At 59.8% G+C, this 13,594-nt stretch carries 7 protein-coding genes; all 7 read left to right on the top strand.

From position 1 onward, the window contains the following. The first annotated feature begins 208 nt into the window (after positions 1-208). The 7 genes from BMW76_RS25550 (at position 209) to BMW76_RS25580 (ending at position 13,474) form a co-directional block, all read left to right on the top strand. Complete coding sequence (locus BMW76_RS25550; protein ID WP_177200497.1) at positions 209-2,581, top strand: dynamin family protein; 2,373 nt, start codon at positions 209-211, stop codon at positions 2,579-2,581. After that, positions 2,578-3,480 (top strand): diguanylate cyclase regulator RdcB family protein, encoded by a 903-nt coding sequence (locus BMW76_RS25555; RefSeq protein ID WP_090870257.1) that lies wholly within the window; start codon positions 2,578-2,580, stop codon positions 3,478-3,480. Before BMW76_RS25550 ends, BMW76_RS25555 begins: the two co-directional genes overlap by 4 nt. Continuing rightward, complete coding sequence (locus BMW76_RS25560) at positions 3,473-4,549, top strand: patatin-like phospholipase family protein (protein ID WP_090870259.1); 1,077 nt, start codon at positions 3,473-3,475, stop codon at positions 4,547-4,549. Before BMW76_RS25555 ends, BMW76_RS25560 begins: the two co-directional genes overlap by 8 nt. A gap of 83 nt (positions 4,550-4,632) precedes the next feature. Beyond that, positions 4,633-5,568, top strand: coding sequence for a hypothetical protein (locus BMW76_RS25565; protein ID WP_143062323.1), 936 nt, complete (start codon positions 4,633-4,635; stop codon positions 5,566-5,568). Positions 5,569-5,695: 127 nt separating this feature from the next. Next, positions 5,696-6,964 carry a hypothetical protein gene (locus tag BMW76_RS25570; protein ID WP_090870263.1) on the top strand — a complete coding sequence of 423 codons (1,269 nt, stop codon included), beginning with the start codon at positions 5,696-5,698 and terminating at the stop codon, positions 6,962-6,964. An 8-nt stretch (positions 6,965-6,972) separates the two neighbouring features. After that, the gene (locus BMW76_RS25575) at positions 6,973-8,982 is read left to right on the top strand and encodes a phospholipase D-like domain-containing protein (protein WP_090870265.1); all 2,010 of its coding nucleotides are present in this window, start codon (positions 6,973-6,975) and stop codon (positions 8,980-8,982) included. Continuing rightward, on the top strand, positions 8,975-13,474 hold the full coding sequence (locus BMW76_RS25580; RefSeq protein ID WP_090870266.1) for a DEAD/DEAH box helicase: 4,500 nt from the start codon (positions 8,975-8,977) through the stop codon (positions 13,472-13,474). Before BMW76_RS25575 ends, BMW76_RS25580 begins: the two co-directional genes overlap by 8 nt. Positions 13,475-13,594 lie beyond the last annotated feature (120 nt).

Here is a 13,594-nt window from a genome sequence, read left to right on the forward strand (position 1 = left end):
GCCGCAAGCGTGGCCGGAGGTGCCGCGCGCATCACGCACATCGAGGCTCGAGACGAGCCATTAGCAGTTAACTCACATTGTTGCCCGTGAAGTGGGCTTACCATTTCTCGCTTAAAAGTTAACGACAGATATGCACGAAAAGAACATTGAAACGCTTCGGGAAGAGGCTACGCGTTTGCTTCAGTACGGCAGCGAGTTGCTGAAGCGAATGACCCTGAACCCAGGCATCGTAGTAGAGCCGAAGCGCGACGAACCGCAGATCTTCGATCTCGAATCGACGCGGGTTCGCATCGACGAGATGCATAGTGAGCAATGCAAGGTCGAACAGCTTGAAATGGTGCTTGCCGTTGTTGGCACCATGAAGGCCGGTAAATCGACGACGATCAATGCGATCGTGGGCGCGGAAGTGCTGCCGAACCGCAATCGCCCGATGACCGCGCTGCCGACGCTGATCCGTCACACGCCTGGCAAGGTCGTACCGGTCCTAAAGCTTGACCGCACAGAGCCAATCAATGCGTTGATGCGCACGCTTGCCGAAGCGGCTGCGCGTCCCGAGCATCGCGACACCGTTCGAGGACTGCAGGACGACAAGGACATGGTGGCCCTGCTGCAGCTCGTGAAGAGCGGCGGCGAGTTCCAGCAGTGTTACGAAGGCGCAGACGAGATCTTTCGTTTCCTCAAAGGCCTGAACGATCTGGTTCGTCTTGCGGGCGAATTGGGCATCGACTTCCCGTTCGACAGCTACAGCCACATCGAAGCGATCCCGGTGATCGAGGTGGAATTCGGCCACTTGCGCGGCAAGTCGGACTTCCAGGGGCGTCTTGCGTTGCTCGATACCCCGGGACCGAACGAGGCGGGTCAACCCCATCTTCGCAAGATGCTACGCGAGCAGTTGCGTAACGCCTCGGCGATTCTCGCGGTGCTCGACTTCACGCAGCTCAAGTCTGACGCCGACGCTGAACTGCGCAAGGAACTGGTGGATATTGGTGGCGCGCGCACCTATGCGCTCGTGAACAAGTTCGACCAGCGAGACCGCAACGGCGACACCGAAGACGACGTGTGTGCGCTCGTGGCCGGCAAGCTGCTGCCAGAGGTGGTACGCCCGGATGACGTTTTCCCGGTTTCGTCGAAGCGCGGCTATCTGGCGAACCGGGCGCGGACCGTGTTGGCCGCCCAGGGGCGCCTGCCTGACCCGAAAGCCGAGGGCTGGGTCGAGGACTTTGCCACTGAGGCCATGGGCAGCAGTTGGGACGAAGACGATCTCGACGATTCCGAAAAGGTCGAGAGCGCCGCCGGGAAGCTCTGGAAGAAGTCGAATTTCCAGACCTTACTCACGGACGTGATCGAATACGCGCACGCACGTGCGGCGGCGCTTGCGATCGACTCGGCTGCGCAGAAGCTCATCAAGCTCACTGGCGACGTTTCGAACTTTCTCGACATTCGCAAGACCGGCCTTGCGCAGGACGCGCAGACGCTGCACGCGCAGATCAACGCCATCGTCGAGGACATCCGTAAGATTGGCGACCTCGAACAGACCGCTCAGAAAGCGACGGAGAATGCATTGGCCGAGATGGCTGGCATGGTCGACGAGCGATTCTCCAGGAGCCAGAAGGACGTCGAGACCGTTGTCGACCAGTACTTCCTGAAAGGCAAGATGGCGGAACTGGAGGCGGCGATCGAGCAGCAGAAGCCGCGATCGCGCAAGGCCATCAGGAAGTCATCGCGCTCTGGTGAGTCGGCGCCGTCGTGGAAAGGCATCCTCGCATCGTTAGCGGAGGCGGTCGGGGAGGCGTTCAATCCCGGCGAAGATATCGACTTCAATCCGAACAAGGAGACGATTCAGTTCGACGACGCGAGCAAGGCGACGGAACTGATGGATACCATCCGCGCGCGGGTGGAAGAAGTCATGGCGATTGCGGAAAGCGACATGCAGCACGATCTGATGCAACTGATCGAGGGCTTCAAGCAGCGCTTTTGCGAACACGTCGAGGCGCCGGCTCACCGGATTATCGGCGACCTGAACAAACGCCTCGGCGAAGACGGTTTCACGGTGAAGCTGGCAATCCCGATGATCGCGCTCGACACCATCGAGTTTTCGAGTGGTGAGATGCTGGCCGATGCAATTCAGCACAAGACGCGCACGGTCACGCGCCAGCGCCGCCAATCGGGTACATGGGGCAAGGTCTGCAGCTGGTTCAATACTAACGATTGGGGCTGGGAAGACTATAGCGTTTCGGTCGAATACTCGGAGATCCATCTTGGCACGGTGAAGGAGATGGTCGCCAGGCGAATCGGCGAGAGCTTCGATGGTCTCGCAGAACGCATCCACGCATCGGTCAAGGAGCCAGTCAACCTGGCGACGGGCGAGTTCTTCGCCGTGTTCAAGGGCGAAGTCCAGAAGATTCGCGGCACGCTGATGCAAAGCGAGCGCGACCAGCAGCGTGACAAGGCCGAGAAGGACCGGTTGATCGAGGAGCTGGTTGTCTTGATGAAGAATGTGCCAGCCGCGCGCGAGGACAGCGAGGAACTGCGTCGCGAAACGCAGCACTGGCTGTCTGATGAGCTGGAAGAGCAGGCATGAGCGAAGCGCCGATCGATATCGAGTCGGCGATCTGCAAGACGCTGACTTGCCTTCCTGAGAAGCTGGTGGTCGACTTCGCCAATTGCGTCGCCGAGTCCACAGGAAGGCTGGCCGGTCAGTCTGGTCGCAACGGTTTCTTCACGCGCTGCTGGGAGGGCTTCACGGGCCGCAGCGCCGAGCGCCAATGGCGCCTGAACCAGAATTTCGCGGAAGGTCTCGACGTCACGCTGCAATGGTTGACTGAACTGACGGAATCCGTCGCGCGCAGCAATCTCGCGATTGGTCGCGTGCACGACACGGTCAACCGCATGATGCTCGAGCTCGTGGATGTGGCGGACTTCTCGGCGAATGTCAGGGACGAACTGCGGGCGAGCACGTCGCGTCTGGAGAAGCGGCTCGATGCGCTCGCCAGCGAACTCGCACGCGTGGACTTCATTCAGGGCGTGCAGTTGAATCTGGACCAGGTGTTCAACCGCTGGCGCGCGGGTCGCTTTGCCGGTCTCTCACCGGCCGGCCGCGCCTATGCGGCGCTCGAATGTCTGTGGTGGGGCACATTTGGCGACTACTGCCGCTATCAGAACGGGCCGCAGCGCCATGCGTTTGTCGAAGACGCAATGAACCGCGTGACCGCTCAGCTGGCTGAAGATGCCCGATGCGGGACGCACGATCGGGTCGATTCGTCATGGTGGCTCACGTCAGGCAGCGCGCCTGAGCAACTCGAAGGTGCGGCGGCACTCTCCTACCTCGGGGATACGCTGGACCCGGTGCGCAGTCCGGTCGCATTCGCCGTCGCCCATACGCCTGCCCGCCTGCCGCTCGAAATGCCGTTGCGCGCGACCCCAAGGCGCATCGGCGATGCGTTGGTCCGCGAACTCTTTGGAGAGGCTTCGCGTGGATAATCTCAAGGTGGGTCTGGTGCTCTCGGGGGGCGGTGCCAAGGGCGCTTATCAGGTTGGCGTCATGCGCGCACTGGCGGAACTCGGCACGCAGATCGACATGGTCGCGGGGGCGAGTATCGGCGCGCTCAACGGTGCGATCGTGGCCTCTGCCATTACCCCGCAGAAGGCGCATGCGCATCTGGCCCAACTATGGGACCGGCTTGCGCAGGCTTCGCCGGTGGAGTTCCAGGCGTTCGGCTATCTGACGATGCTGTCCTCGGCGGGTGTCGCGCTGGCGCCTACGCACGCGCTCGACCGCGTGCTCAAGGCCGCGCGCCTCGCCGCCGCAGCGCTCGACGTCGATCTGTCAAAGTCGCTCGACAGGCTGGAAAACAGCCTCGCCAGCGATGCACCTCTCAAGGCGCTGATGGACGAGTATCTCGATCCGGCGGCGCTGAAGGCCGGATTGCCACTGTATGTCTCGCTGTTCCGGTCGCAGTCCCCCTTCGACGATCTGCTTCGCATCGCTGCCGCCGAAGCAGGCGTCGTGGACACGCCGGAGTCCGCCTACGTGCACGTGCAAAGCTTGCCGGCAACCGAGCAAAAGGCAGCGCTGCTTGCCTCCGCCGCGATTCCGGTGATCTACGCGGCGAAAGCGATCGACGGCAAGCGCTATTCCGATGGAGGCATCGGGGGGTGGCGCACGATGCAGGGCAATACGCCGGCGGGTGCGCTGATCGATGCGGGCTGCAACATGCTGATCGTCGTGCATCTGTCTGACGACTCGCCGTGGTCGCGCCGCGATTTCCCGCAGGCGACCGTGCTGGAAATCCGCCCGCAGCGCGCAATCGCGCGCGACCCGAGCCTGCTCGACCATCGCGATTTGCTCGGCTTCGACTCAACGCGGATTCCCTCGTGGATCGCTCAGGGCTACGAGGACACGCTTGCGTGCGCTCAGCGCATCATGCGGCCCGATGCAGCCAGGCGCGCGCTGCGCGAGTCGGAAAAACTACTGGAAGCGAAGCAGGCCCAAAGTATTTCGAATGAAGCGCGCCTCGCTGATGCAATGGCACGCTTGCGTCGCGACTGAAATGTGAACGAAGACCTGTCAAACAGAAAACCTGTTTGGGTGCTCTGTCGAGGGGGCATATGTGCGCCGCAGGGGTGGCCTGCATGGCGACGTACCGGATTGAATACGCGAACCCTGTGAACCAGCAGCAATTTTTGGATGACATCGAGGTCAACGCATTTGTCGAATGGCTGGCTGGTTTTGCCGATCGACTGTTGGTGGATCTGAATATCGGCAGATCGGCACGCGTGCCGACTGCCGTTGCCAGAACCGTGCAGGGTTTCGATAACCTGATCGATACGTATGTATGGCGCGCGAATTGGGTGGACGACGACGGCACGCAGGTGGACTCGTTGTGCTGGGATAGTACGGCGCAGAGCCTCGCGCGTCTCGGCAAGAAATTGCGTAAGGCACTGGAAAGCCAATCTGCCGAAGCCGTTATGACAGCATGTAAGGCTATTTTACGCTGGGCCGGCGAGCGCAATGCCAGTCGAGGCGCGCGCCCCTTCCTTAAGGCAAAGCATGTCAACGGGCAACTGGTCGACTACCTCATCGCTGCACGTGAAGCGTTTAGCCTGGAACGAGGAAGACTTGGTCAGCTTCACGCAATCGAGCTGGTGAACTCCATGATGACCAAAATCTACGCGTTGGCATCGGGCGACGGGCTTCCCATTTACGACTCACGCGTCGCCGCTGCAATCGCAGCGCTAGTCGAGATATATCGTGTCGAGACACACCGTGACTGGTTGCAGGTGCCAGGCAAGCTCTTGTTTCCGACGATGGCCGACGAATCTCGCCGCAAGTTGAATGGTCTGCACCCGAACGCACTCATCTCTGCCGGCGCAGTGATGCGCTACCAGGATGCCGATATGTCTGCACGCTGGGCGTCGGCAAAGCTACGCCTTGGCTGGATCGTGGAAGACGTGCTCAGGCGAGCGCCGAAATTGCTGAGTTCCCAGCCGCATTCACGGCACCACGCCTTCGAAGCATCGCTTTTTATGATCGGTTATGACGTGCGATGCCTCACCCCCAATCTATAGCGAATAGCACGCGCGACACTGCGAACGGAGTTTGGGTTAGCGCGAGCGGCGTTATTTGGACAAATTTTGTCCGTTTGTCAATTCAGAATATGTACTCTCTGAAGCGATTCGATTTCCAGGAATGTGCATGACCGAACTCGATACCCGTACCACGGACATCTATCTTCCTTACTTCACCGATGTAGATCCTGCGCTGAGCAGATCGTCGGGAGGTCGCGATCCACTTGGCCTGTTGCCGGTATGGAGCGCGTTCGGACGCCGGCTCGTGCCTAATCTGGCGTCGCCTGTCGCACAGGTCACCGGCATCAAGGCCGTGGTCCTGATTCAATGGCTTGCGGATCAGAACAGCATGCAAAGGCTGTTGGAACACGAGGGCGCGCGTCGACGTTTTTTCCGGCTCATGGAAGGGCTGCTTGAATATTGGTTATACCGGCAAGACGGCGCGGCTCACTGCTTCGGCAGCAACGCGCTGGCCGCCGCAGAAGAGAATTTCTACGTGACGGCGACGTCGGCCAAGACGGTTGCGAACGGGCTCTATCAGTACTATCGCGGCAGTTGCCGGCGCGCCCGGCTCGTCGACGATGCCTGGACCGTCGAGGCCGACGTTGCTCGTCAATTGAGCAAGTGCTGGACGCAAAAGGCGACGGAGGAGTTGATCGAAGCGCTTGCCGGGCCTATCAAATCCTCAGCTACGCGGCTCTTTCCCGGAAAACATCTCAACGGTGCGCTCCACAGTGCGCTGACCCGGGTGTTCGATTCGAACACGCTTCGCGACACGCTGCAGAACTGTTTGTTCGGCGACACGGATCAGCGCTCGCTGGCTCGTGAATTTCTTGCGCTACGACAAGCGGGCGAGACGGAAAAACTGACATTCGAGGGTCGTGTCAAAAGGCTTGTGTCACCGTCGCTCGATCACGAGATTGACTGTGTCCTTCGATGCGAGCCGTTTCTTCTGGTCATGCAAGACGTGTTCGACTATATGCGTGGCTCACCCGGCAAGAGGCTGGAGATCATAGCAGGCGAATTGAAACGATATCAGCCGGACATGGGGAAGCGCGCCACACGTTTCCTGCCACTTGGCGCCGAACAGGATTCCGCGCGGATGAAGCACATGCAGGCACTTGCGCGCATTCTTGCCAACACTGAATCTGCAGCGAGTGCCACGAACAATGCCGAACTGGTGGCGTTCTTGCGTGAGCTCGTCGCCTATCACGCGCGATGTATTAAAGAACGCGGGCGTGACCCGATGGTGGTGATCGAAGGCGATGTCGTATTGGTCACCGTCGCCAGCGATCGCAATGTGCAGGATGCGACGGCGCGGCTCGAAAAAGGACACCCCTGGATGAATGACTATTACCTGAACACCGCGTCGAACCTCTACGGGCAGGTATTTTGAGCACCACCATGAAACTATCGAAACCTGGTATCGACCGGGCGATGCGCGCGACGCTCGAGCATATCCGGGATCGTTTCTCAACCGATCATCCGCGCTATGTTCTCTTCACGACGTTCAATTTCGCGTCGCAGTTTTTCGAGTCGAATGTCTTGCCGCTGCTGGTCGGAGACACGGTCGACGATCTGAAAGGCGCCTCGGAAACACGCTACGCGATCAACGCTGACCTCGAGACGCTCAGGTGCCTCGTGGTGTGTGATCGCTCGACCTGTCCCGAACCAAAAGGCGACATGCGCTACGGTTTGCTGCCCGTCGGCCTTTCCGATGGCCGCTTTCATCCGAAGCTGATGTTGATGTTCGGTACGCTGAAGGACACGCAACAACCGGGCCTGTGGATGTCGGTCGGCAGCGGCAATCTGACGTTGTCCGGGTGGGGCGTCAATCGCGAGGTCGTCGGGATGACGCCAGTCACGTCTCGTCATGCGTCGGAACTGAATCTCCTGTTCGAGTGGCTTCGCGGCCAGGCAGCACTTCAGTTTGGAACCACATCAGAGGACAAGGAAGAGGGCGGCGTCCGCGACATTCTGCGCGTATTGCACGGAGCCGTGCTTCGCGACGATAACCTTGTGCCGCATACGCCTGCCACACCGTCATTACATCTGTCGTTGCCGCAGAAGAGCGGGAGCGAATCGATGCTCGACGCGTTGAAGGGCGACGTAGCCTGGGACGCAGCGACGGTTGTTTCGCCTTATTGGAGCGCCGTGGATCAACTGGTCGAGGCGCTTGGCGTGAAGACGTGCCGCTTCGTGCCTTCGCTGACAGCCGATGGCAAGTACCGCTTCCCTGTGGAGACAGTCAACCTGACGGACCGAACGTTCGCGGCGTTCGAGAAAGATAGCGAACGTTACACCCATGCAAAGGCGCTGCTGCTCGAGAACGAACAGGAGCGGGTATTGTGCATCGGCTCGGCGAACTTCACTCAGGCGGCGATGCTTTCTGCCGGGAACCAGACGCTGACGAATATCGAGGCGATGCTGCGCTACGAACTCGGCGCTGCGCCCGACCCCTGGAAAGCGCAACTGCGATCGCTACCCGATCCTTCCTTTGCGTCGGTCGATGAGGATGATGAGGAGGACGGTGCGCCGCCGCTTCCGCCTTTCGACGCGACGGTGCTGTACGACTGGACGGCGGGCGAATTTCGGGCACATCTGACCATCACGGGCAGCGAGCCGGTCAGTGATCTCGTTCTGTCGATCGGTGCGTACAGTTGGACGATGACAACTGCGGCCGCTGGCGAGACGTGCGTCATGCAACCATGGCGTTACAAAGGCGCACAACCGGTGCGATCGTTCTCGGTCCACTACCGCCTCGCTCAAGATGAACCGGCAATATTTCGCGGATTGATCACCCAGGTCAACGCGGGCGACGATCAACTCGGCTATCTGCCGCGTCCGCGCCTCAATCGGGTTCTCGAACTGCTGCGAAGCCTCAATCCGCTTGCGACGACGGGCAAGACCCGCGAGCGCGTTCTTTCCGAGCTTGCAGATGGCACGGGCGATGGCGAGGAAGAGTCCGCCGATCCGACCTTCGACTTTTTCGGTCTTTTCCAGGCCACCTGGAAGCTGCAAGAGTACTACCAGACGAAAGCGGCGGCTGAGCGCGACCCTTACGACAAGCTCGCACCTTATGGTGCAGTGACGCTTTATCGCGCGATCACCGCGCAGGCGGCGATCACGCATGAAGAAAAGATCGGCCGGTATATCCAGCTGTCGGAAATGCGCGATGTCGTCGTGCGTCTGGACAAGACGATGAAGTTCAAATCGACGGAAACGTTCCGTAGCGACATCGAGACCGAAATCAGCGTGCTTGGCGCAGAGATGACGCAGTTGCTTGGCGAGTCGCAATCGTTTCGATCGATGTTCGGCGAGGCGACCCCTGAACGCACCAAAACATTCCTGCGCTGGTTCCGTGAGGAACTACAGCGGGAAGCGAGTCACCAGGCGGGAGGCATTCATGGTTGATAAGACGGACATCATTCAAGGCGGGCTGACCGCTCAGGCTGTTCGTTCCTACATCGACTTCGACGGACATGACGCCACGCGCTTGACGCCAAGCGCGCAAGCCGTGCTTCAGAGCAAGGGGGTAGCCGCACTCTGGCATTTGCTGGAAACAAAATCCTTCGCGTATCTGGCTGATGAAGTCGGCATGGGCAAGACCCGGCAAGCAATGGGTGTCATCGCGACGCAATTCCTGCGCAACCCCGACTCACGCGTGGCGATCGTTTGTTCGAGCGCGACGCTGCAGCGTCAGTGGCAAAGCGAGTGGTCGGAATTTTTGCGAACCTGTTACCGGTTGCTCGATGACCGTTTGCTCGACACAGTCAATGCCCGTCAAGTCGAGGATCTGCATCTTCACCATAGCCTGCGCGATTTCGTCCGTTCGCTGAGTCTCGGCGATGCACGCATTCATTTGCTGCGCTATTCGTCATTTAGTCGCCCGCTGACTTTCAAGGGCAAAGACGCGGCGTCGATACTGGACGATTACCGGTCAATGGTCGGCGTGTCGTCACTGGCCGATCTCGAAGACGACGAACGCGCGCTGTGCACGACGCGCGGAGCGTTGTCCGAGACGCAGAAGGGCGACCTCACGCACGCATTGAGCGCAGCATACTGCCGGCGTATCGCGGCCCTGATGACGAATGGTTCGAGCCTTGGCGCGGACGATGAGCCCATTCCCAATCACCCGCTTGATCTGGTCATTTTCGACGAAGCACAGTATCTGCGTCATACGACCAATTTCCAGAATCGGCATATTGCCGGCATTTTTCGCCGGAATGTAAAACGCTGGTTGTTCATGAGTGCAACGCCGTTGCACTCGAAGGCGAGTGACATTCGCAGTCTGGATACCTATCTTTGCCGCCAACCCGCGCACAAGGTTGGTGAAAATCGCGCTTTGGAGATTCCGCGTGATTGCGGAGACTGCCAGTATCAGACATTTTGCAGCCGCATGACCTGGCAATTGCGTGCGCAGCCCGAAGGCGTGAGAGATGTGGTGCCGCTGCTGCCGGACTTCATGGTCCGCCGGACACGTACTTATGCGGACAGGCACAACCGGCACTACGGAAAAATCCAGTACCGCAAGTACGAGCGCGTTCGCTATGCGGGGTCGAACGATCCGTTCCTCTCGCTCACGATGGCGCTCGTGCAGAAACGCCTGGTCGGCGTGCTCGCGGGAAAGGGAAACAGATTCCGTCTTGGCGAGTGCGCTTCGTTTGAATCGTTATCGACTTCTGTTGGGCGTCTGCTCGGGCGCAAAAAGGCGCACGTTGCCGAACCAGCCGTTGAGCGTGAATACGAGGCTGTGCGCGACGCGAAGCAAGGCACGAAGGAGGAGCCGGGCGTATCGGTGGATCGCACCGCCATCGACGAGCTCAATCGTAGCTTCGTCGACGCGATGAATGTGCCCGGTAAACACCCTGGGACCCAGCAGCACACGACCTCGCTTCCGCACGCGAAACTGAATCGTGCCGCTGATGCGTTGTTTGCGCACAGCCTCGCGAAAGGCAGTTGTCAGAAGACACTTGTTTTCGTGCGCCGAATCGACACCGTCGAAGAAATCCGCGATCTGCTGAACGTGAAGTTCCAGCGACAGCTCGATCAGCGGATCGAGACCTGGCGAAGCATTCTGATGCAACCCGCTCTGGGTGCAAACGGCAAAACGCCATGGGTCAAGGATGCATTCTGGGAAACGGGCGCGGCGGGCGCGATGGATGACGCCGACGAAGAGGTGATCGGAGCGGAGAGAAAAGCCGACGAAGAGGCGGAGCGCGAAAGCATGAAGGAGTTCGGCAGCGACGAACCTTCGGGTGCCGAATCGCACCGCACGGCCTATCGCGAGGCGTTCGACCTTCCCTATTTCGAGGCGTTGAAACGGGCGGCAAAAGGCGGGCGTCACGGCATGCTCGTGTCGTTCGGCTCGCGGTTGCTCAGTACGAAGGACGCGTCGCGCAATCCGCTGCGAGGATTTCTTCTGAAACGGCCAGAACCTTCTGAAGAACTCGTCAGCGAGGCGAATGAGAACCATTGGAAGAACAATGCCGCACGTTGGCTGCGCTTTCTACGGATCGTTCTGGGTAGCGAGCGGTTCGATGAGCTGTCTACTGATCCGGCTCGCCGCTGGTTGTTCGACGGGTCCGCGGACCATAGAGACGATGCCTGGAAGCTGGCAGCATTGCAGCTTTGCGTGCTGCAATCGATGAGGCAGACCGATTTCCTCGTCGATCTGTTCATTCTCCATACGCACTTGAACCGCACGCCGGATGGCGCGACCGAGTTGCCCGAGAAACTGATGTGGCTGCTCGAATGCGATCGGCAAAGCACGGAAGGCCACGGGCTATCCACCTACATCGATAACTGGAAAGAAACGTTTCGCCGCTGGATCGAGCATTTCGATCTGATCGTCGACAAATGCCTGCGTAGCGGCGCAGCGGTCGGCTGGGAGGAGATTTACCGCGAGCGCGTGCATCTTGCGTTTCGCCAGATGTCGCCCGTGATTGGACGCTCCAGCCGGCTGCGCAATCAGAACGCGGTGACGCAGTTCAAGTTTCCCACGCATCCGAACGTGCTGATCTGTACGGACGTGCTGAAAGAGGGCGTCGACATGCATCTCTTCTGCGACAACGTCGTGCACTATGGCGTCGCGTGGACCTCGGGCGATCTCGAACAGCGCATCGGGCGGATCGACCGGTTGGGAAGTCTGATTGGACGACGGATCGAGCGCTTTGAGCGCGTCGAAGGCGAATCGCTGGCCGAATTGCCACGTCTGGGTGTGGCTTTTCCGTATCTCGACGGGACACTCGATCAGTTCCAGGTCGAGCGCGTGATTCGCGCCAAGATTGTCAGCGATCTGCGCATGGACCTTGGCAAACGGAAGGACGAGATTGGCGAACTGGACCTCTCGACGTTCGACGATGACGAGTCGATTCAGGTTGCGGCGAAGGGCGATTCACAGCATGCCGACGGGGTGTTCTTTCCTGACTCAGCGCTGGCAGTGGTTGCGGAAAATGCAGCGCCCGCCGCGATCACGTTGCCCGACGGCATTCGCCGCAAGGGCAGCGACGAACGGGTGCCTGCGACGCAGGCGGTCAATAGTGCGTCCGAATCGGCGGAATATCTGCCGGCGTTCAACTGCCTCCGCGTGACGCGCATCGTGCCGACGGGACCGGGCGTGAGTCGTCTGACGCGACGTATGCTCGACACGGCGATGGGTGTACTCCGTCTATCACGGTCCGCTCCGAAAGATGCGTCCATTGTCTGCACGGAGGAGATTCTTGTGCCTGGCGCCTGCTCGACCGGGCGCTCACTGAGTGTCGCACTGGCTGAGGGCGACCAAGCGTCGGTCGGGCATGTCGACCTGGAGGGCTTTGCGTTCGATCAACGAGCCAATACTGCGACCCGCCAGATGGACATGTCATACGCGTTTGCCTCCCGGGAGCGCCTGAGCGGCAAGGTGATTCTGGAGTCGATCGGCGACGACTTCCTGCTGCTGCGCACGGCGATCTGCTCGTTGGCCGCGGCACTCGCGACAGCGGATGGACACAACTTGCAGCGCTGGCTCGCGGCGAAGAACAGTGGGCGACGTTGGGGTTATCTGATGGCGGATGCCGACACGGTGTGGTTCGCGGTCGTAGTCAGTGCAGCATCGGGCGATGAGGCGCCCCTTCTGACGCGGCTCTCGCAGGAGATGGGGAGAATTGCGCTCTACTACCGGCCCACGATTAAGTATCCCGACGAATATTTAGAACGGGAATATCGTGCCCGCACGGCATTTCCGGCGCTTGCCGCCGTTAGTCAAGCATACGGCGGCGATGCAGATCTGCGCGTTTCACGCCTTCTAAAAACTCTTGAAGAAGGAAAAATATCAAGCATGAAAAACGTTGATCTTCAGGCATGCGGCAACTTACTTGCGGGTGTGCAGGGATGGTTTTGCGACGTTTTCGATGAAGTTTTGGCCGCCCTTTACGAAGGAGATGAGGACAGTTCGGAGCGTCCCTTGCAGAAGATGCCGCTGGTCCTTCTGGATGGCGGGATCTTGCATTTGCACGCGGCAGGCAAGGAACATTTCCGCATTCAGGCGTACTTGGACTTGAATGGTGCAATTCGCAGTGCGCACGTCATATCCGGCCCGAAAGTGGTCTGGGAGTTGGTAGCAAGCACGACCACGCGAGGCAAGAAGCCGGAGTTGCAGCTCTCGACGTTCGAACAGCTTCCGCACGCATTGCCGCAGGTGTGGGAAGGCGAGGCTGCAAATGGCGCGGCCGCGTTTGCGTCTACCGACGAGAAGTACCGCTTCGTGGTGCTTTATCACCATCCAGCGGCATGGCAGACCGCACGTGCTGATCTGCTCGAAGCATGGAAAGCGGTGAAGAAGAAGATGCAGGAGCTGTCAACCTTTCAGCGTAAAGGTTGTCGGGACACGCTGATTCAGGCAGTCGAACCGGAGACGGTGCCATAACGGCAAGTGACTGCGGTTTGATGCAGCAGCCCTGCGCGTGCCCTGGTCGAGCGCAAAAAACAGTAGGCCGTTCGGCGTTGATCGCGTGAAGGTCCAGATGCCGCATTCGCTAGAGTAAAC

Origin of the sequence: Paraburkholderia diazotrophica, from assembly GCF_900108945.1 — a bacterium.
In the GTDB taxonomy this organism is placed as follows: Bacteria; Pseudomonadota; Gammaproteobacteria; order Burkholderiales; family Burkholderiaceae; genus Paraburkholderia; species Paraburkholderia diazotrophica.

What these genes read in the sequence shown, in the direction of transcription:
- BMW76_RS25550 (WP_177200497.1), top strand. Translation starts at nt 209, where the DNA reads ATGACCCTGAACCCAGGCATCGTAGTAGAGCCGAAGCGCGACGAACCG.
- BMW76_RS25580 (WP_090870266.1), top strand. Translation starts at nt 8,975, where the DNA reads ATGGTTGATAAGACGGACATCATTCAAGGCGGGCTGACCGCTCAGGCT.
- BMW76_RS25575 (WP_090870265.1), top strand. Translation starts at nt 6,973, where the DNA reads ATGAAACTATCGAAACCTGGTATCGACCGGGCGATGCGCGCGACGCTC.
- BMW76_RS25555 (WP_090870257.1), top strand. Translation starts at nt 2,578, where the DNA reads ATGAGCGAAGCGCCGATCGATATCGAGTCGGCGATCTGCAAGACGCTG.
- BMW76_RS25570 (WP_090870263.1), top strand. Translation starts at nt 5,696, where the DNA reads ATGACCGAACTCGATACCCGTACCACGGACATCTATCTTCCTTACTTC.
- BMW76_RS25565 (WP_143062323.1), top strand. Translation starts at nt 4,633, where the DNA reads ATGGCGACGTACCGGATTGAATACGCGAACCCTGTGAACCAGCAGCAA.